21 protein-coding genes are annotated in these 19,371 nt (G+C 62.2%); 10 read left to right on the forward strand and 11 right to left on the reverse strand.

All coding sequences use genetic code 11. The features are described 5' to 3' along the window. The first annotated feature begins 66 nt into the window (after window positions 1-66). From BR83_RS0108795 to BR83_RS0108815, 5 genes are all read left to right on the forward strand, one after another. Window positions 67-300: a hypothetical protein gene (locus tag BR83_RS0108795; protein WP_027356772.1), complete on the forward strand. Its 234-nt coding sequence runs from the start codon at window positions 67-69 to the stop codon at window positions 298-300. A gap of 13 nt (window positions 301-313) precedes the next feature. Further along, entirely contained in the window at window positions 314-805 is a 492-nt protein-coding gene (locus BR83_RS0108800; protein ID WP_034634954.1) for a 2-thiouracil desulfurase family protein, read from the forward strand. A gap of 24 nt (window positions 806-829) precedes the next feature. Next, window positions 830-2,203 carry a 23S rRNA (uracil(1939)-C(5))-methyltransferase RlmD gene (gene rlmD, locus BR83_RS0108805; protein ID WP_027356774.1) on the forward strand — a complete coding sequence of 458 codons (1,374 nt, stop codon included), beginning with the start codon at window positions 830-832 and terminating at the stop codon, window positions 2,201-2,203. 165 nt (window positions 2,204-2,368) lie between these two features. Continuing rightward, complete coding sequence (locus BR83_RS16410) at window positions 2,369-3,148, forward strand: thermonuclease family protein (protein WP_084327138.1); 780 nt, start codon at window positions 2,369-2,371, stop codon at window positions 3,146-3,148. A gap of 93 nt (window positions 3,149-3,241) precedes the next feature. Then, window positions 3,242-3,868, forward strand: coding sequence for a flavodoxin family protein (locus BR83_RS0108815; protein ID WP_027356775.1), 627 nt, complete (start codon window positions 3,242-3,244; stop codon window positions 3,866-3,868). 180 nt (window positions 3,869-4,048) lie between these two features. Here BR83_RS0108815 and BR83_RS0108825 read toward each other — a convergent pair whose 3' ends face one another. The 9 genes from BR83_RS0108825 to BR83_RS0108865 form a co-directional block, all read right to left on the reverse strand. Then, window positions 4,049-4,426 carry a hypothetical protein gene (locus BR83_RS0108825; RefSeq protein ID WP_027356777.1) on the reverse strand — a complete coding sequence of 126 codons (378 nt, stop codon included), beginning with the start codon at window positions 4,424-4,426 and terminating at the stop codon, window positions 4,049-4,051. Window positions 4,427-4,541: 115 nt separating this feature from the next. After that, window positions 4,542-4,805 carry a hypothetical protein gene (locus BR83_RS15500; protein WP_027356778.1) on the reverse strand — a complete coding sequence of 88 codons (264 nt, stop codon included), beginning with the start codon at window positions 4,803-4,805 and terminating at the stop codon, window positions 4,542-4,544. A gap of 156 nt (window positions 4,806-4,961) precedes the next feature. Further along, window positions 4,962-5,633, reverse strand: a complete 672-nt coding sequence (locus tag BR83_RS0108835) for an SdpI family protein (protein WP_051618068.1) — start codon at window positions 5,631-5,633, stop codon at window positions 4,962-4,964. Beyond that, a complete protein-coding gene (locus BR83_RS15505) occupies window positions 5,623-5,937 on the reverse strand; it encodes an autorepressor SdpR family transcription factor (RefSeq protein ID WP_114679211.1) in 315 nt (104 codons plus the stop codon). The genes BR83_RS0108835 and BR83_RS15505 overlap by 11 nt, the downstream gene beginning before the upstream one ends. Before the next feature lie 247 nt (window positions 5,938-6,184). Beyond that, complete coding sequence (locus BR83_RS0108845; protein ID WP_027356780.1) at window positions 6,185-6,562, reverse strand: MaoC family dehydratase; 378 nt, start codon at window positions 6,560-6,562, stop codon at window positions 6,185-6,187. Between the two features lie 84 nt (window positions 6,563-6,646). Continuing rightward, window positions 6,647-7,249 (reverse strand): TetR/AcrR family transcriptional regulator, encoded by a 603-nt coding sequence (locus BR83_RS0108850; protein WP_027356781.1) that lies wholly within the window; start codon window positions 7,247-7,249, stop codon window positions 6,647-6,649. A gap of 30 nt (window positions 7,250-7,279) precedes the next feature. Further along, the gene (locus BR83_RS0108855) at window positions 7,280-9,034 is read right to left on the reverse strand and encodes an acyl-CoA dehydrogenase family protein (RefSeq protein ID WP_027356782.1); all 1,755 of its coding nucleotides are present in this window, start codon (window positions 9,032-9,034) and stop codon (window positions 7,280-7,282) included. Between the two features lie 29 nt (window positions 9,035-9,063). After that, on the reverse strand, window positions 9,064-10,239 hold the full coding sequence (locus tag BR83_RS0108860) for an acetyl-CoA C-acyltransferase (RefSeq protein WP_027356783.1): 1,176 nt from the start codon (window positions 10,237-10,239) through the stop codon (window positions 9,064-9,066). Window positions 10,240-10,295: 56 nt separating this feature from the next. After that, complete coding sequence (locus tag BR83_RS0108865; RefSeq protein WP_027356784.1) at window positions 10,296-12,719, reverse strand: 3-hydroxyacyl-CoA dehydrogenase/enoyl-CoA hydratase family protein; 2,424 nt, start codon at window positions 12,717-12,719, stop codon at window positions 10,296-10,298. Between the two features lie 164 nt (window positions 12,720-12,883). On the opposite strand from BR83_RS0108865, the gene BR83_RS0108875 reads away from it, so the two are divergent. The 4 genes from BR83_RS0108875 (at window position 12,884) to hflX (ending at window position 17,640) form a co-directional block, all read left to right on the forward strand. Next, window positions 12,884-13,714, forward strand: a complete 831-nt coding sequence (locus BR83_RS0108875; RefSeq protein WP_084327140.1) for a LysE family transporter — start codon at window positions 12,884-12,886, stop codon at window positions 13,712-13,714. Between the two features lie 214 nt (window positions 13,715-13,928). Beyond that, window positions 13,929-15,332: an AmmeMemoRadiSam system protein A gene (gene amrA, locus BR83_RS0108880; protein ID WP_027356786.1), complete on the forward strand. Its 1,404-nt coding sequence runs from the start codon at window positions 13,929-13,931 to the stop codon at window positions 15,330-15,332. A 24-nt stretch (window positions 15,333-15,356) separates the two neighbouring features. Continuing rightward, the gene (amrS, locus tag BR83_RS0108885) at window positions 15,357-16,355 is read left to right on the forward strand and encodes an AmmeMemoRadiSam system radical SAM enzyme (RefSeq protein WP_027356787.1); all 999 of its coding nucleotides are present in this window, start codon (window positions 15,357-15,359) and stop codon (window positions 16,353-16,355) included. A 1-nt stretch (window position 16,356) separates the two neighbouring features. Then, window positions 16,357-17,640: a GTPase HflX gene (gene hflX, locus BR83_RS0108890; protein WP_027356788.1), complete on the forward strand. Its 1,284-nt coding sequence runs from the start codon at window positions 16,357-16,359 to the stop codon at window positions 17,638-17,640. Here hflX and BR83_RS0108895 read toward each other — a convergent pair whose 3' ends face one another. Both BR83_RS0108895 and BR83_RS16415 read right to left on the reverse strand, forming a co-directional pair. Next, window positions 17,641-18,177 carry a hypothetical protein gene (locus BR83_RS0108895; RefSeq protein WP_027356789.1) on the reverse strand — a complete coding sequence of 179 codons (537 nt, stop codon included), beginning with the start codon at window positions 18,175-18,177 and terminating at the stop codon, window positions 17,641-17,643. 167 nt (window positions 18,178-18,344) lie between these two features. Then, window positions 18,345-18,773 (reverse strand): helix-turn-helix domain-containing protein, encoded by a 429-nt coding sequence (locus tag BR83_RS16415; RefSeq protein ID WP_051618070.1) that lies wholly within the window; start codon window positions 18,771-18,773, stop codon window positions 18,345-18,347. A 302-nt stretch (window positions 18,774-19,075) separates the two neighbouring features. Here BR83_RS16415 and BR83_RS0108905 point away from each other — a divergent pair, with 302 nt between their 5' ends. Then, on the forward strand, window positions 19,076-19,321 hold the full coding sequence (locus BR83_RS0108905; RefSeq protein ID WP_242839654.1) for a helix-turn-helix domain-containing protein: 246 nt from the start codon (window positions 19,076-19,078) through the stop codon (window positions 19,319-19,321). Window positions 19,322-19,371 lie beyond the last annotated feature (50 nt).

Below are 19,371 nucleotides of genomic sequence, written 5' to 3' on the forward strand. Positions count from 1 at the left end.
TGCGCAGCATTGTGCTTTTAAGGGGAGAGGGAGAAGGGATATGCGGGGGCCGGGCGTACTTTCTGGATGCCCAGGGCCTTTTCCAGAGCGGTCCGGTTACGCCGGGAATGGATAAAAGCCTGCGGGAACAAGGTCAGCCGGAAAAAGTATGCAGGATCCGTGTCCGGGGTGAAATTTTCGCCGGGAAGCGGTGCCAGCCTGGTTGTGGACGGTGGCATGACCCGGAATATCGATGCCGGTATCTGCGCAATGGATTTGTTGTGTTTCTGCATTTTTGCCGGAAATAACAGGGGGGAATGAATGAGTGAAGTATATGGTAAGCGCATGCCTGGCCGGGCATTCCTGTTCCTACGATGGGTTGCCCCGGACCTGTGCGGTGGTGGAAAGGCTGGTCAGGGAAGACCGGGCAGTACCGGTATGCCCGGAGTGCCTGGGCGGGTTGCCCGTACCGCGCCCGGCGTCGGAAATACAGGGCGGTACGGGAGTGGACGTGCTGGAGGGGCGGGCGCGGGTGGTCAATTGCAAGGGGGAGGATGTTACCGGGGCTTTTATCCGGGGAGCCCGGGCTGTACTGGAGATCGCCAGGAACCACGGCATACGGGCTGCCATTCTTAAGGCCCGGAGCCCTTCCTGCGGGTACGGCCGGATTTACGACGGGTCGTTTAGCGGGAAAGTCAAAACAGGTCATGGCGTGACGGCGGCATTGCTGGTGGAATCGGGTTTTCAAATATTTACAGAGGAAGATGTGGAAAAGGAATGGCCGGCGCACGGGGCGGGCTGGCCGGGAGAAAATGTAATCGTATGACTAAATTTTGCCTGGAGGATAACCATGCCTGGTGTACAGCCCGGAGAGCAAGTCGTACTTGAGGTGGAAGACCTCAGCCACAGCGGCGAAGGGGTGGGCCGCTGGCAGGGGCGGGTGGTGTTCGTACCCCTGGCCGTACCCGGCGACAGGGTGCGGGTTACGGTGGTGGAGGTAAAGAAAAATTACCTGCGGGCAAGGCTGGAAGAAGTGATAGACCCTGGCCCTTCGCGCTGCCGCCCGGAATGCCCTTCTTTCGGCAGCTGCGGCGGCTGCCATATTCAGCACCTGCCTTATGAGTGCCAGCTTCAGTACAAAACCGGGCGGGTGCGGAACAGCCTGGAACGCATCGGCAGGCTGGGCGGGATAAGGGTTCTACCCGCCCTGGGTATGAACCACCCCTGGCACTACCGGAACAAGGTGCGGTTCCATGTAATGCTCCGGGAAGGAAGGCCGGCCCTGGGCCTTTATGCTCCCGACTCCCACACGCCCGGGTACTGGGTGGGTGATGGGACCCGGTGCCGTATTCTGGACCGGGAGCTGAACGAACTGGCGCTGATCATTGATCATCTGCTGGGCCAGTACCGGGACGAGCTTCTACAAGGTCCGGCTCCTCTGATTTCTCACGTTACCCTGCGCAGGGCCGTGGCCACGGGGGAAACCATGGTGGTGCTGGCCGCCGGCGGCGGACGCCCGCGTCTCGGGAAGCTGGCTGCGGAGCTGGCCGGCACCGGCCGGGTGACCACGATAATCCGGCAGGAAGCTGCCCGGCCGGGCCGGGAGGGGAGGGCAGACGGGGTGGAGGTCCTGTACGGCCGGGGATATATAACCGATTACCTGGGCGGGCTGGCTTTTCGCCTTTCTGCCGATTCTTTCTACCAGGTCAACCCGGTGCAGACACGGGTCCTGTACGAAAAGGTGGGGGAATATGCCGGCCTTACAGGGCGGGAGCGGGTGGTGGACGCCTACTGCGGCGTGGGCACCATTGCTCTTTTCCTGGCCCGGCAGGCCCGGGAGGTGCTGGGTATGGAGCTGTCTTCCCGGGCCGTGGCCGATGCCCGGCAGAATGCCCGGCTCAACGGCCTGGGCAACGCATCCTTTCTCCAGGGAGCGGTGGAAAAACTCCTTCCCCGCCTTTTCCGCCGGGACGGCGGACCCGATGTGCTGGTGCTGGATCCGCCCCGGCGGGGCTGTCACCGCTCTGTCCTGGAAACCCTGGCCCGCTGCCCGGTGCCGCGGGTGGTTTACGTATCCTGCGACCCGGGGACCCTGGCCCGGGATCTGGGCCTGCTGGCCGGGTATGGCTACCGGGTGGTGGAAGTGCAGCCGGTGGATATGTTCCCCCAGACCTGCCACGTGGAGTGCGTCAGCCTCCTGGAGCGGCCGGCATCCTCCGGGTAATTATCATGAAGGGGCTTTTATTTCCGGCTGGCTGCCGGGTTTTTCCTCACCGGGGAAGCAGGCGGGAAAGCGGCGAATTCTAAACTGTCCCTGTTTTTTCCGGTGGGTACCGGTCCGGTGTGCTCTTTTCCTTATAGCAGGAGTTTATCAGGAGGGGCTCTGGAGATGATATCCATAGCTAAACATGTATTTACTAGAGTAGCTGTATTTTTGCTTGTTGCCCTGATGATGCTGGCGGCCGGCTGTTCCGGTGCCGTCCCGGATACGGGCGGTGAGGTTGCAAAGCCGCCGGCCCGCAGCCAGGAGCCTTCCCCTGCCGGGCAGGGCCGGGGAGGGGAAACTGCCGGCCTTTTGCCTGCCACCGTAAGCCGGGTGGTGGACGGGGATACTGTGGTGGTGCGTCTCGAGAACGGCAGGAGCGAAACGGTGCGCCTGATCGGCGTGAACACTCCCGAGTCAACTAAAGAGGTGGAACCGTACGGTAAGGAGGCGTCGGCCTACACCAGGGGCCGCCTGGAGGGGAAGCGCGTCTGGCTGGAAAAGGATGTGCAGGAAAGGGACCACTACGGGCGCCTTCTGGCCTATGTCTGGCTTGACCCTCCCGGCGGGAGCGGGCCGGAGGAAAGCGAAGCCCGCAGCCGCATGTTCAACGCCGAGCTGCTGCTCAAGGGCTACGCCCAGGTAATGACCGTCCCGCCCAATGTGAAATATGCGGAACTGTTTGCCCGCCTGCAGCGGGAAGCCCGGGAAGAGGAGCGGGGCCTGTGGGGCCTGGAGGTGCAGGACAAAGAGCCCTATTACCTGGGTAACGCCCGCAGCAGGAAATTCCACCGCCCGGACTGCGAGTACGGGCGCCAGATCGCCCCGGACAACCGGGTGAAATTTGCCACCCGGGACGAGGCCCTGGATGCGGGATACGAGCCCTGCAACAGCTGCAAGCCCTGATTGATGGGAGGGAAGACATGATGACGGCAGGAGTCAAGGCCTGCCGGGTCGAAGGTATTAATTACAAAAATATTTGAAAAAGGGGGATTTGGGGTGAAAATTCTGGCCATTAACGGCAGCCACCGCAAAGGCAAGAATACGGCCATCATGCTGCAGGCCGTCCTGGACGAAGCCGCCAGGGCCGGCGCGGAAACGGAGCTGGTGGAGCTGGTTGATTATAACATCAAGCCCTGCCTGGCCTGCAACCGCTGCCTGGGCAAAACGGAATGCTCCATCAAGGATGACGACATAGGCCTGCTGGCCGAAAAAATGCTGGCGGCCGACGGCATTGTACTCGGTTCTCCGGTGTACTGGGCCAATGTTACCGGCCTGATGAAGAATTTTATCGACCGCACCCGCTGGATGCATATGGCCCGGAACCTGCTTCACGGCAAGGTGGGAGGGGCGGTCACCCACGCCGGCCTGCGCAACGGCGGGCAGGAGCACGCCCAGGCCATTATGGAGCGCTTCCTGGTGGCCCAGGGCCTGATCCTGGTGGATACCCGCGACCAGGAAAGCGGCATCTGCAACAGCGGGGCCATGGGAACCATGTTTGACCGCCTGGAGGAAGGCAGGATTTGCTGGAAGCGGGGTGTGCATGAGGACCTGCTGGCCCTGGAGGAATGCCGCCGCCTGGGGCGCAATATGGTGGAGATGATTAAACGGCTCGGCAGAGCCTGATAACCGGGAAGGTCACGTCAGCCCCGGCTGTCGTGAAGAAAAAAGGCGCCTTTAAAGCCCGGTGTGGGCGGCCTGCCTTTGGCCCGGCGGGAGCCGGGTGCAGGCTGCACAAACGGTAGAGCGGGAGGAACAGTTTTATCCCTCCCGCTCCATTTTCTTCTACATCCACGGTCTTCATCCTTAACATTGTTCCTGCTTGGCAAAAACTTTCCCGCAGCGGCAGCCGTAGGTAACCAGGTGGTAATTCCGGCGTTCCTGGACGCTTAATATGCGCACCCTGCTGGTAAGACCGTAAAGCTTTTCACCGCACTGGGGGCAGACCGTGCCCTCGACACAGTTGCGTGCCCGCACCACCGAGTAACCGGGCATGCGGGTGGCTTCCACCACGTAATCAGGAAAGGAAAACCTGGAGATGCGGTAGCGGTCCAGCACCGCCCGGATGGTCTTCAGCATGGTGTCCCGGGCTTTCCCGGTCTGGCTGGTGAGGAAGACGTGGATGGCGGTCTGGATCACCTGCTGATCTTCCGCGCTGGGGAAAGGGTATACTTTTGCCGGCATGTTGCATACACCTGCGCTTTTCTTGCTTTTTTTCAGGTCGGGCCGGGTTTGTCCACTTCCGGCTCAAAAAAGTTGCGCTGCCCTGAAGCCCTCCCTACCGGATATTATTTCCCTTTTACAGTCCGCAGATAACTTTTTCAGCGCCGGGGCCGGCGTGACGGGCTTTTTCCAGCACCTGCCGTACTGCTTCAATGTGCCGGCAGCGGTAGTTCGGGTCCAGCCGGGAGCGAAAGCGAAAGGAGCAGCAGGTACAGCTGTCGGGTGTGGTGGTCAGCTCAATCCGGCAGTCCACTTCCACCACGTGGGCCACCTGCGGGGAAATGAAATAGACCACCATTTCGTTAACCAGGAAGGGAGTTTTAACTATGTCTGCGGCCATGGGCATTTCTCCTTCTGTCGTCAACTGATGTCATGCTGGCGCCAACAGTCTCTAAGTTTTAATATTGGCTGTCCGGGAGGTTATTCCTGCCACAAATTTAAGCGATTTAAATATTATGCTGTAGAAATATGTTTGTAGAAATATGTTGGGCGGATCCTAATCCCGGAACCTGCGGTAAACAATATATGAGTAAATTATACTGGCTGCCGCCGCGCTGATGACGGCCCCCACGGACAGGATGAAGCTGGCGGGGGCGGGCAGGAAGGCTGCCAGCACGGTCAGCAGGCCGGCCAGGACAAAAACCGGCCCCGCGAAACGGTGGGTGCGCCGCCAGACTTCTTCGCTGGCCAGGGTCCAGGGTGTGCGGATGCCGAAAAAGTAATTGAACCGTACCCGGGTTAGATAGTTCCCGGTGATGACCAAAAAAACGCCCAGGGCCAGGGGGGTAAACCGGCTGACCAGATCCGCCGGCCCTCCCAGGGCTACGGCCAGGATCATGGCGTGGAGCGCGGCAAAAAAGAAGACCAGCCCCAGGCGCACCGCCCGGTAAGCTTCCGGGAAACGGAGGTAATTGTTTCGTTTGGGATCAATGTAAGGGGCGAAGAGCATGCCCAGATAAATTCCCCCGGTAAGCAGGGGCAGGGCGAAGGCCCCCCAGAACCGGGAGAAATAGGAGTCTATCTCCCCCCGCAGGTTCCAGTGTGCCGGCACCAGCTCCGGCAGGTGCGGGTAGCTTGCCGCGCCGGCAATAAACATCGCCAGCAGCACGGCCAGGGCCGGCCAATCACCGACCACCATCTTACGGTCGACACGGTAATTATTTTCCATTGTCCAACTCCTCCCTTCCTTTGTAGCGGTTCCGGCCGGTAAGGGAACTTAACATCTCAAATACCCAGCCGGTAACATCCTGGAAAACGGTAGTGTTTAGCGAATAGACGACAAATTGTCCCCTTTTCTCATCTGCTACCAGGCCGGCCTCTTTGAGGATATGCAGGTGGTGGGAGATGGTGGGCCGGGAAAGGGAAAAGGCGCGGGCAATCTCGCCGGCGGTCATGTCTCCCCGGGCCAGGAGGCGGAGGATTTCCCGCCGCGTGTCGTCTCCCAGTGCCTTGAAGACCATGCTCAGTCCCATGGTAATCACGTCCTTCCGGACATTTCGAAGATTATCAAATTAACCTCATTATATTATTTAGCTTGGTTCCTTGTCAAGTTGATAATGGTGTTCTATACTTGTCTAAATAGTTATGATGTAGCAGGCCCGGTAACTACAGGTTTACTTTTGTTGATGCCGGGGCTTCAAGCCAGTTTTTGCCCCACAAAAAAAGGCCTGCGGTATGCAGGCTCGAAAGAATTTGGAACGACCATGTTTTTAAACAAACTTACTCTCGAATAATTCCATGGCTGCGGCCAACCAGCACTTCCCTGCCATCCTGGTTGCGGCAGACCGCTTCCATGGCCACCCCGGTATAACCTTCCCCGGGAGTAACTTCGGTTATCTTTACCTCGCAGCGGACCGTGTCCCCGGTATATACCGGGTGCAGGAATTCCATGGACATTTCCCTGGCGATATAGTTGAGGTCGCCCCCAATCTTGGTCGGCACAGAGGCGGTCAACAGCCCGTGCACCATCAGGCGACCCCGGGCGTCCCGCTGCATGTGGTGCCTTCCGCGGTCACCCGAGAGTCCGGCGAAGGCAAGGACCTCTTCTTCGGTAAATGTCCTTTCCCACGAAAATACGTCCCCCGCTTTCAGGTTCATGCCGGTTCCTCCTCCCATAAGATCAGTTAGGGTGTAACCGGGAAATAAGGGCCTGCCGGCATGAGCAGGCCCTTATTTCGCCTTTTAAGATGATCCGTTATCCTTTGCCGCCAGGGCCCGGAAGAGCAGCCGGTAGACTTCAGGAGCCAGCGCCGCCAGGCTGTAGTGGCGGTGGGACATCACCCAGCAGGTGGCCACCTCGTCCATGGTTCCAAAGATCATCTGCCGGGCCAGGCGCACATCCAGGTCGGGCCGGAACTCTCCGGTTTCCATGCCGCGGGAAACAATCCCTTCGATGAGGCGGGAGTAAGCCCGCAGGGGTTCGGTTATGCCCTGGCGGATGACCGGGTCCGACTGTCGCAGTTGTATTTGCATTACCGTGGCCAGGTGGCGGTTGGCCTCCAGCCTGGTGAAGTGCAGCCGGATCAGGCGGGCCAGCTGCTCTTTCGCCCCGGTGCAGCCTTCCAGCTCCTTCTTTGCCGCCGCGATAAACTCGCCCATCTTCACCCGGAACAGGGAGATGAGCACGTCTTCCTTGTTGCGGAAGTAAAGGTAGATGGTGCCGTCGGCAACCCCTGCCTCCCGGGCAATTTTGGAAACCTGGGCGTTGTGGTAGCCGTTTTCGGCAATTACCTTTACCGCCGCTTCAATAATGGCCCTGTACTTGTCGCCGCTTCTCCTGGCCACGTGCAAACTCCTTTCCCGCAACTGGGAATATTATACCACATATTTTTCCGCTTCCAGCACCCGTCCGGCAATTTCCCGGCGCAGGCCGATCAGGTCGGCCGGCTGGTGCTTGCACATCCGCTTGACGATGGAGAGCTGGGTCTGCCGCATATCTCCCTCGAACAGGAAGCACATGGCTTCCCGGGCCCATTTTTCCAGCAGGGGGAAGGAATCGTAGACATAGACACGGGCCAGGTTGAGCTTCGTTTCCGCGCCTGCGGGGTCGGTTTCCCGGGCTTTCAGGGCCCGCAGGATGGCGCTTTCCATGGCGTAGATCTGGATGGCCAGGTCGGCCAGGATAGCAACGATTTCCTGCTCGTTGGCCAGCTTATCCATGTATTTTTCCACCGCCTGGCCGCCCACCAGCAGGAACAGCTTTTTGGCCATGGCCACCATGGCCCGCTCGGCGGCCAGCGGTTTCCCGTCATCCTCCGGGACAGCGGCCCGCAGGTTGAGTATTTCCCCGGCCAGGGCTCTGGCTGCCGGCAGCAGGGCCAGCCTGCCCTTCACGGCCCGGCGGAGCAGGGTGGCCGGGATGATCAGCCGGTTGATCTCGTTGGTACCCTCGAAGATGCGGTTGATCCGGGAATCCCGGTAGAAGCGCTCGGCGGGGTAATCCTGGATGTAGCCGTAGCCGCCGTAAATCTGCACCATCTCGTCCACCACATAGTCCAGCACTTCCGAGGCCAGCACCTTGGCAATGGAGCATTCAATGGCGTACTCCTCGATGGCGGCGGCCACTTCAGCTCCGCTGGACCTGCCGGCCAGGGATTCTTCGATCATGCCGGTGATGCGGTAGACCACGCTCTCGGCGGCGTATGTTTTAGCGGCCATCTGGGCCAGCTTGTGCCGGATCATGCCGAACCTGGCAATGGGCTGCCCGAACTGCTCCCGCTGCAGGGCGTATTTGGCGGCCAGCTCTATGGCCAGCTTGGCCGAACCGGTGCAGCCCGCGCCCAGCTTCAGGCGGCCGATGTTGAGGATGTTGAAGGCAATCACGTGCCCCCTGCCGATTTCTCCCAGCAGGTTTTCCACCGGCACCCGGGCGTCCTCAAAAATGAGGCTGCGGGTGGAGGAACCCTTGATGCCCATCTTTTTCTCTTCCGCGCCCTGGCTGAAGCCGGGGGTGTCCCGGTCCACGATGAAGGCGGTGAATTTATCCCCGTCCACCTTGGCGTAGGTCACGTAAACGTCGGCAATGCCGCCGTTGGTGATGAACATTTTTTCCCCGTTTAACAGGTAATATTTCCCGTCCGGGGACAGCACCGCCCTGGTGCGGGCGGAAAGGGCGTCGGAGCCGGCGTTGGGCTCGGTGAGGGCGTAGGCGGCAATTTTTTCCCCGGTGGCCAGCTGGGGAAGGTAGCGCTTTTTCTGCTCCTCGTTGCCGAAGAAAACAATGGGCAGGGAACCGATGCCCGTGTGGGCGCCGTGGGCCAGGGCGAAGGAGCCGCCGGCCACAATGTTTTCGGTGATGATGATGGAGGCGATTTTGCCCAGGTCGGAGCCGCCGTATTCCTCGGGTATGTCGGCGGAGAGGAGGCCCAGCTCCCCCGCCTTGAGCAGCAGTTCCCGCATCAGCCCTTCCGGCTGGTGCTCCAGCTCTTCCGCCCGGGGGGCCAGCTCGTTGGCCGCAAAATCGGCCACCGTGTCCCGGATCATGCGGTGCTCGTCGGTCAGGTCCTCCGGGGTGAATACATCCTGCGGGTTGGCATTTTCCAGTAAAAAGGCGCCGCCCTTTTGCAGCATGAGAATACCTCCTTAAAAGAATATTCCGGTTATACCCTTTCAAATACTCCCGCTGCGCCCATACCTCCACCGATGCACATGCTCACCACGCCGTAACGGGCCTGCCGGCGCTGCATCTCGTAGAGGAGGGTGGCGGTCAGCTTGGCCCCGGTGCAGCCCAGGGGGTGGCCCAGGGCGATGGCCCCGCCGTTGACGTTGATCCTGGACGGATCCAGTTCCAGTATTCTGATGCAGGCCAGGGCCTGGGAGGCAAAGGCCTCGTTCAGCTCGAAGAGGTCGATCTGGTCTTTGGTCAGCCCGGCCAGCTTGAGCGCCTTGGGGATGGCCACGGTAGGGCCGATACCCATGATTTCCGGCGGGCAGCCGCCCACGGCGTAGGAGCGGAAGACGGCCAGGGGCTTTAACCCCAGGGAAGCGGCCTTGCGCCCGCTCATCACCACTACACAGGCTGCCCCGTCGCTGGTCTGGGAGGAGTTGCCCGCCGTAACCGTTCCCCCTATCTTGAAAGCGGGCTTCAGGCGGGCCAGGGCTTCCAGGCTGGTGTCGGGCCGGACTCCCTCGTCGGTATCGAAGATAAAGCTGCGCTCCACCAGCTTCCCGTCCTGGCGGATCCTTTCGGTGACCGTCAGGGGGACGATTTCATCTTTGAACCGCCCCTCTTTGATGGCGGCGAGGGCCTTCTGGTGGCTGGCCAGGGCAAAGGCATCCTGGTCTTCCCGGCTGATGTTGAAGCGCTCGGCCACGTTTTCCGCGGTGTAGCCCATGCCCATGTAGGCCTCGGGTATCATCTCCATGAGGCCCGGGTCGGGCATGGTTTTATTGCCGCCCATGGGCACCAGGCTCATGCTCTCCACGCCCCCGGCCACGTAAACTTCGGCGAAGCCGGCCATGATCCGGGTGGCGGCGATGGCGATGGCTTCCAGCCCGGAGGAGCAGTAGCGGTTTACGGTCACCCCCGGGACGCTGTTGGGCAGCCCGGCCTTCAGGATGACATTGCGGGTTATGTTCATGCCCTGCTCGGCTTCGGGAAAGGCGCAGCCGAAAATCACGTCGTCAATTTCCGCGGGGTCCAGCCCGGGCACCCGGGCCAGGGCTTCTTTGAGCACCGCTACGGCCATATCCTCGGGGCGGGTCTTCCTCAGCTTGCCCCGGGGGGCCTTGCCCACCGCCGTGCGCACGGCGCTGACAATTACGGCTTCCTGCATTTCCGAGATCCCTCCATTCTTAATGCGTGTTCTCTACCGGCCTGCAGCCGTCCTGTTTAGTTCCGCAGCGGCTTGTTGGTGGCCAGCATATGGCGGATCCGCTCGATGGTTTTGGGTTCGCCCAGGAGGCTCAGGAAGGCTTCCCTTTCCAGGTCCAGGAGATCCTGTTCGGTGATCGGGGTGCCGGGGGTTACGCCGCCGCCGGTGAGGACGTAGGCAATCTTCCTGGCGATCCTGGCGTCGTGCTCGGTGATCTGATTGGCCCAGCGCATGGTTTCCACGGCCAGCTGCAGGGCGGCGTAGCCGGAGGTGCCCGCAGCCGGGATGGTGGCCGGGCGGGGCGGGCGGAATTCCCGGCGGGCCATTTCCAGCACCAGTTCTTTGGCCTCGCCGATGACCCGGTCCCGGTTGGCGGTGATGCGGTCGGTGGGCCGCATGTAGCCCAGTTTGATGGCCTCCGGCCCGCTGGTGGACACCCGGGCCATGGCGATGGTTTCAAAAGCCCGGTTGATCAGGGGCTGGACCGTGTTGACGCCTCCCACCTTGATCCTGGTCTCGGGGGTCTGCAGTTCCATGGCCCGCAGGACCATTTCCTTGCAGCCGCCGCCGGCCGGCAGGAGGCCCACTCCCACCTCCACCAGGCCCATGTAGGTTTCCGCGTGGGCGTTGACCCGGTGGCTGTGCAGGCAGACTTCGCAGCCGCCGCCCACCGCCATACCGTGGGGCGCGGCCACCACCGGACGGGAGCAGAACTTCAGCTTCATATTGGCCCGCTGGAACTCCCGGATCATCAGGTCCAGCTCGTCCCATTCCTCGTCTTCCGCTTCCATCAGGATGAGCATCAGGTTGGCCCCCACGGAGAAGTGGCGCCCGTAGTTGCCGATGACCAGTCCCTCGTAGTTCTGCTCCACTTCCTTTACGGCATAATCAATCATCTGCACGATATCGGCCCCGATGGCGTTGGCCCGGGAGTGGAACTCCAGGCAGAGCACGCCGTCGCCGATGTCGATCAGGCTGGCCCCGGGGTTGGATTTAATTACCCGGTTCTGCTCCTTCAAGGGGGCGAGGAAGATGACCCCTTCCGGGATCTGCTCCTGCCGGCTTTCCCTGGTCTGCCAGTCGAAGATGTAGCGCTTGCCTTCCCTTTTCTCGTAGAAGGAGGTCCGGCCGGAGGCCAGCAGTTCTTCCACCACGGGCGGCAGGGCTTTCCCCCCGGCGCGCAGCCTTTCCGCCATGCGCGGCACGCCGATGGCGTCCCACAGCTCGAAGGGGCCCAGGTCCCAGTTGAAGCCCCACTTCATGGCCTCGTCCACGGACTGGATGTCGCCGGCAATTTCGGGCAGCTTTTCAGCCGCGTAAACCAGCACCTCGCTGGTAATGCGCCAGGCAAACTGCGCCCCCTTGTCCTTGCCGAAAAGCAGTGCCCGGAACTGCTCACCGGGGCTGCCGGCGGCTTTGGCCATCTCCAGGGAGGGGAACTGCACCTTCTGCCGGGGGCGGTACTCCAGGGTTTTGTAGTCCAGGACCTGAATTTCGGTTCCGGCGGGACCCTTCACCTTCCTGTAAAATCCCTGGCCGGCTTTATCTCCCAGCCAGCCCCTGGCAATCATTTCCTTCAGGAAATCCGGGAGGGCGAAGCATTCCTTTTCTGCCGGGTCGTCCACGGATGCGTACATGTTCTGAGCCACGTGGGCCAGCACGTCCAGCCCCACCATGTCCAGGGTGCGGAAGGAAGCGCTTTTCGGCCGCAGCATGGCCCGGCCGGTGAGGGCGTCCACCTCCTCCACCGTAAGGCCGGTGTCCAGCATGGCCCGGATGGTGGCGCACATGCCGTAGACGCCTATGCGGTTGGCAATGAAGTTGGGGGTATCCTTGCAGATGACCACGCCCTTGCCCAGCACCCGCTCGCCGAAGTCCTTCATGAAAGCTACCACTTCCGGCAGGGTGTCCCGGCCCGGGATGATCTCTAACAGGCGCATGTAGCGGGGGGGGTTGAAGAAGTGGGTGCCCAGGAAATGCTGCCTGAATTCCAGTTCGCGGCCCTCCACCATTTTGTTGATGGAAAGGCCGGAAGTGTTGGAGCTGACGATGGTTCCCGGCCGGCGGTATTTCTCCACCCGGGCCAGGAGGTCCTGCTTGATGTCCAGCCGCTCCACCACCGCCTCGATGATCCAGTCCACCTCTGCCAGCCTGTCCAGGTGGTCCTCCAGGTTGCCCGGGGTGATCAGCTCCGCGTTTTCCGGCAGGTAGAGGGGGGCCGGTCTGGCCTTGAGGAGCTGTTCAATGGCCTTTGTGGCCAGGCGGTTGCGCACCCGGGGGTGCTCCAGGGTCAGGCCCTGTTTGGCCTCCTCGGGGGTGAGTTCCCGGGGTACGATGTCGAGCAGGTAGGTGGGGATGCCCGCGTTGGCCAGGTGCCCGGCTATGGCCGCGCCCATTACGCCGGCACCCAGCACGGCCGCTTTCTTGATCCTGCGCCGCATAACCTTTCCTCCTTTTTAGGAATGAATGAACATTCAGTCAATTAAAGAATATTCCATTTTTTCTTACCGGTCAAGGGGTAAAGTAAAAAATTTTTTGCGGTTAAAATAATTTTTCCACCGGGCAGGACTTCCCGCCGGCGGGGGAGAAGTTCTGCCCGGGAGGGATGGCATTGGAACTGGTGGCCATTTTTTCGACGGCTTTCGTGGTGGGGCTTTCCGGGGCCATGATGCCCGGGCCCCTGCTTACGGTGACCATCGGGGAGAGCGCCCGGCGGGGCTTTGCCGCCGGCCCCCTGGTGGTGCTGGGCCACGCCCTGCTGGAGGGGGTCCTGGTGGTAGCCCTGTCCCTGGGCCTGGCTTCCCTGATCACCGCTCCCCCGGTGGCCAGGGGCATCGCCGTGGTGGGGGGGATATTCCTGATCTACCTGGGGTGGGGCATGGCCCGGGATGCCTGGCTGGGCCGGGTGGAGCTGGGCGTTGAACGGGCGGGCCCGGAGGTGCCGGGATGCGGTTCACGGGCGGGGGGGTCCGGCGCAGGCGGGCGGGTTTCCGGGGCCGGTGCGCCCGGCTCCCCTGCAGGAGGGAGCGCCTGCTCTCCCCGGCCCCCTTTCCACCCGGGCAATTCTGGTGCCCGTTCTCCCGGATCCGGCTCCGCAAAGGCCGGCCCCCTGCCCGCCGGGAGGATGCACCCCGTGCTGGCGGGGGTGCTGGTCAGCCTGTCCAACCCTTACTGGACGCTCTGGTGGGCCACGGTGGGCCTGGGTTACATAGTTCTCTCCTTGAAACAGGGGACTGCCGGGCTGGTGAGCTTTTTCGGCGGCCATATTTTGTCGGATCTGGCCTGGTACAGCCTGGTGGCGGGGGCGGTGGCCGGCGGCCGGCGCTTTTTGACCCCGGCCGTTTACCGGGGCATCCTGGTTTGCTGCGGGGCTTTCCTGATCTTTCTGGGGGGGTCTTTCATCTATATGGGCGCTGCCGGGCGGGTGACCCTGTGATTGCGTGAGCACGGCCTGAGCCAGAAAGCGCAGGGGGCCGCGGTCCCGTTGCGGTAGTGGCGGTATTTTATTATATATTTAAGGTAAAATCTTTTTAAGGGAGGCCTTCTCCCGGGGAATAAGTAAAAGGAAGGATATACTTTTAAGGATAAGGATCGGGAAGAAGGGTCGCTTTGGGGCAGCTGTAAATTCCGCGAAGCGAGGTGTTTGGGAAATGGCCGTGATGGTCGGCGGTATTTGCCCCCACCCCCCGGTGATGATCCCCGAGGTGGGCGGGGCGGAGGCGGACAGGGTGATTGCTTCCCGGCGGGCCATGCTGGAACTGGGCCGCCGGGTGAAGGAGAGCGGGGCCCAGACGCTGGTGATAATCTCTCCCCACGGCCCGGTCTTCCGGGACGGCATTGCCATCATGGCGGTTCAGGAACTGCGGGGGGACCTGAGGCGGTTCGGTGCCCGGGGGGTGAGTTTCGAGGTAAAAAACGACCCCGCCCTGGTGGAGGAAATAGCGGTCCGGGCCGGGGAGCGGGGCATAACCGTGCTGCGGGTGGAGGAGAAAACGGCCCGGCGCTACGGCCTGGACCTGGAACTGGACCACGGGACCATGGTGCCCCTTTACTTCCTGCGGGAGGCGGGGGTGGACCTGCCCCTGGTGCCTGTGGCCATGGGGCTCCTGCCCTACCGCCAGCTCTACGCCTTCGGCATGGCCGTGGCCGGGGCGGCGGAGAAGCTGGGGAAAAAGGTGGCCGTCCTGGCCAGCGGCGACCTGTCCCACCGCCTGACCCCGGACGCGCCGGCCGGCTACGACCCCCGGGGCCAGGAATTTGACCGGGAGATGGCCCGCCTGGTGGCGGCCGCCGACATCGAGGGAATTATGAACCTGGATGCCGGGCTGGTGGAGCGGGCCGGGGAATGCGGCCTGCGGCCCATTATCATGGCCTTCGGCGCTTTCGACGGCCTGGCCCTGAAGGGGGAAGTTCTCTCCTACGAGGGGCCCTTCGGCGTGGGGTACATGGTGGCCTCCCTCGCCCCCGGCGGCCCGGACCCCGGGAGGCGGGTGTGGGAGAAGCTGGCCGCGGCGGAGGAAAAGGCCCGGGAAGAGCGCCTGCAGAATGAGAGCTATCTCGTGCGGGTGGCCCGGCGCTCCCTGGAAAACTACTTTGCCGGGCGCTCCCGGCTCTACGACGATGCGGACATCCCGCCCGAGTTTGCCCGCCGGGCCGGGGCCTTTGTCTCCCTGCACAAGCACGGGCAATTGCGGGGGTGTATCGGTACCGTCACGCCCCAGTACAAGCACATCGTGGAAGAGGTGGCCATGAACGCCATCAGCGCTGCCGTCCGCGACCCCCGGTTTTACCCGGTGACGGAGGACGAGCTGCCGGAGCTGGAGATTTCCGTGGACGTGCTCCAGGAGCCGGAGCCGGTGGAAAGCATGGCCGAACTGGACCCCAAAAAGTACGGCGTTATCGTCCGGTCGGGCGGCCGGCAGGGGCTGCTCCTGCCCGATCTGGAAGGGGTGGACACGGCCGAGCAGCAGGTGGCCATTGCCCGGCAGAAGGCGGGCATCGGCCCCCACGAGCCGGTTCAGCTCATGCGTTTTGAAGTGAAGAGGTATCACTGAAGGTGGGGTAAGGGGGGATTATGCGTGCAGGAGGCGCTTTTTTACGAAAAAGGGGACGGCGGCCGCACTTTTTGCCGCCTCTGCCCCAGGCTCTGCAGCATCAGGGACGGCCATACCGGCTTTTGCCGGGTGCGCAAAAACCAGCAGGGCATCCTGTATACCCTCAATTACGGCCGGGTTTCCTCTTACGCCCTGGACCCGATTGAAAAAAAGCCCCTTTACCACTTCTACCCGGGCAGCGATATTCTTTCCCTGGGCAGCGTGGGCTGCAACCTGCGCTGCGGCTTCTGCCAGAACTGGCAGATTGCCCACGCCGACCCCCGGACGGTCTACTTGAGCCCGGCCCGGGCCGTGGCGGCGGCCAGGGAGCAGGTCGACCGGGGCTACCCCAACGTGGGCCTGGCCTACACCTATAACGAGCCATTTATCTGGTACGAGTACGTTTACGACACCGCCCGCCTGGCCCGCCGGGAGGGTTTGAAGAACGTGCTGGTCACCAACGGCTACGTCAGCGAGGAGCCCCTGCGGCAGATCCTGCCCTTCATCGACGCTATGAATATAGACGTGAAGGGGTTTACTGATGAATATTATCGCGGGACGTGTGCCGGCCGCCTGGAGCCCGTGGTGCGCACGGTGGAGATTGCCCACCGGCACTGCCACGTGGAGCTGACCACTCTCCTGGTCCCCGGCTTAAACGACTCGGAAGAGGAGATCCGCCGCCTGGTGGACTGGGTGGCCGGGCTCGACCCGGAGATACCCCTGCACTTTTCCCGCTATTTTCCCAATTTCGAGTTCGACCTGCCGCCCACCCCCCTGGAGACCCTGCAGAGAGCCCGGGAGATAGCCCTGGAAAAGCTCCGCCACGTCTACATCGGCAACGCACCGGAGCTGGGCGGCAGCGACACCCTCTGCCCGTCCTGCGGCGAAACCCTCATCCGCCGCACCGGCTACAGGGTGCAGGTGCGTGGACTGGAAGGGAACCGCTGCCGTTACTGCGGGGCGGAAGTGAAGGTAGTGGTGTGAAATGCAAAAACTACCTGATTACGAAAAAGTATTACTTGTAACCCTGCAACTGCCCCATGAAGACGAGCGTGAAGTCGAGGAATCCCTGGAGGAGCTGGCCCGGCTGGCGGACACGGCCGGGGCGCAGGTGGTGGGCAGGGTGGTGCAGCGGGCCCGCCGGCCGGACCCGGCCACCTTTCTGGGGCGGGGCAAGGTGCGCGGTGAAATAGCCCCCGCCTGCCGGGAGCTGGGGGTTGACCTGGTCATCTGCGACCATGAGCTTTCCCCCGCCCAGGTGCGCAACCTGGAGGAGGAACTGGGGGTGCGGGTTATCGACCGCACCCAGCTCATCCTGGACATCTTTGCCCGGCGGGCCCGCACCCGGGAGGGTAAGCTGCAGGTGGAGCTGGCCCAGCTGGAATACCTCTACCCCCGGCTGACGGGCATGGGAACGGAACTCTCCCGGCTGGGGGGCGGTATCGGCACCCGGGGCCCCGGCGAGACGAAGCTGGAAACCGACCGGCGGCGCATCAAAAGGCGCATCACCGACCTGCGCCGGGAGCTGGAAGAGGTGCGGCGGCACCGGGCCCTGCTGCGCACCAGGCGGCAGGGCGTGCCCCTGACCCTGGTCAGCCTGGTGGGGTACACCAACGCCGGCAAGTCCACCCTCCTCAATGCCCTCACCGGGGCGGGTGTCCCGGCGGAGGACAGGCTGTTTGCCACCCTCGACCCCACCACCCGGCGCCTGGTGCTGCCCAACAACGAAATGGTGCTGCTCACCGATACGGTGGGCTTCATCCGCCGCCTGCCCCACCACCTGGTGGCCGCCTTCCGGGCCACCCTGGAGGAGGTGGTGGAAGCGGACCTGCTCCTGCACGTGGTGGACGTGAGCAGCCCCGATTACCCGGACCAGGTGAAGGCCGTGGAAAAGGTGCTGGCCTCGCTGGGGGCGGGGGAAAAGCCCACCATCCTGGTTTACAATAAAATTGACCGCTTAACTGCTGAAGAAACCTGGCTGCTCCCGGCGGGCAGGCCGGCGGTGGCGGTTTCCGCCCTCACCGGCCGGGGCCTGGATGAGCTGCGCCGGCTGATGATGGAGATGTTGAGGGAGCAGAGGGTGCGGCGGGAGTTCCTGGTGCCCTACCGGCGGGGAGACGTGCTCAACCTGCTCTACGAAAAGGGGGAGGTCCTGCGGCGGGAAGACACCCCCGCGGGGGTGCTTCTGGAGGTGGAGCTGGGCGCGGTGTGGGCCTCCCGGGCGGCGGCCCTGCTGGGGGAGGATGATTCCGGCAGAATTTCCGGATGATCATGCCTGAAGTCTCCCGGCGGCCGGCCGGGCGCCTGCCGGGAAGGGGGCGTACTCCTGAACCACATGCTCGTGCTCTGCCAGCCGCTCTTCCAGGTTGAACCGGCGGCGCACCAGGGGTGCGGGTATGTGAAAGGCATCCGCCACTTCATGAATCTTCTGGAATTCCGTCCCTGCACTGCCCGTTCCCGGGGGCAGCAGGAGGAGGGCGGCAAAATCTTCGGCGGCGTTTTCTTCTTCCCCTCTCCCGGTCAACCCGTCCACGTATATGCCGCTGGTGACATTAAGGCAGTGCTGGCCCAGCCCGTAGGCCAGCATGTGCTTCAGTTCCGGCCTGGAAAGCCTCTTTTTCACCGTGAGCAGCGCGATGCCGTCCCCCGTGCGCACGTATCTTGCCCTGACCCGGCCTTTGAACGGGAAGCGGGTCAGGATGATCCCTTCGCTCCTGGCTATCCTGTACAGCTGGTAAACACCCGGTGGCCCCTCGAGACGGTACTTCTTGATCAGGGCCAGGGCCAGCCGGACGGCTGAACTCAAGGCTACCCCTCCGCTCGGCAGAAACATTCTCAAGGATACCAGCGTATCCTTGAACTATTTCTCATTTTATTTTATTATAAACCACGGTTAAGTCGGATTTTGTTGAAAAGTTGGGGAAGATAAAAAAATCATTACTCCTCGTTGGATGAGGCGCTGTCCTCGCCCTGTCATCCTTTCCGGTTCCCTTCCTCCCTTTTCCTGCGCCGCTCCCTCTCCTTCTTTATAAAGCGCAGGGCCCACTCCCAGTGCTCGGCCAGGGACTGTTTTTCTTCCTCCGTCAGCTCCGGCACCTGCCTGAGCAGGCCGGCAAACAGGGGGTCGGCCGCAACTGCATACAGCTTCGCGTCATGGGGTGCATTCCCGGGTGCACCCTCTCCGCCGGTTCCGTAAGGCCGGTCGGTGCGCCCCAGCAGGTAATCCGTCGAAACGCCGAAGAAATCGGCCAGCCGTTTGAGAGACTGGTTGTCCGGCGAGCGCCTGTTTTTCTCGTACATGGCAATGGTGCTCTGCCCCATATGTAACAGGCGGGCCAGTTCCGCCTGGGACAATCCCCTTTGATTGCGCAGATAGGCCAGCCTTTCGCCGAGGGAAGGCATCTTGATTCACCCCGATCGTAATTTAACACGTTTTGTGAAGTTGGGAAAGAAAATAAAAAACGGATTTTCCGTTCAAACGCATAATGTGATGAGAAGTAAAAACCTTCTACTAATTATTTACGTTCGGCGCAAATTTTAACCGGTGGACCCTTGACATCAATCGCGAAATGTGATTATAGTAATAGTCAGAGGGTGACGGCAGCCGGCCGGTGCCGCGGGGTTGAAACGGGCCGGCCGGCGCTGCAGCCGGGCAGGAAGGGGGGAGGTTTTGTTCTTTCAACACCAGCCGAAGGGTGAGCGGGGTGAGAAATGAAAAGATGTACCAGTTGAGGCTCAAGATGGGCCTCAGCCAGCGGCAGGTAGCCGAAGCCGTGGGCATCAGCCAGAGCTCCTACGCCATGATTGAGGGCGGCCACCGCCACCCCCGCAAGGAGGTGGAGAAGAAACTGGCCGACTTCTTCGGCGTGACCGTGGACGAGCTTTTTTTTGGCCGGGATAATCACGGTTCGCGATTGGAGGAACCTGACCCGGGGAAGCCCGGTGATTAGGGCCATCTCGCCCGGTGATTTGAATGCCGGGGGTTGGCCGCCTTTTAGCG

This window comes from Desulfofundulus thermocisternus DSM 10259 (assembly GCF_000686645.1).
GTDB lineage: Bacteria > Bacillota > Desulfotomaculia > Desulfotomaculales > Desulfovirgulaceae > Desulfofundulus > Desulfofundulus australicus.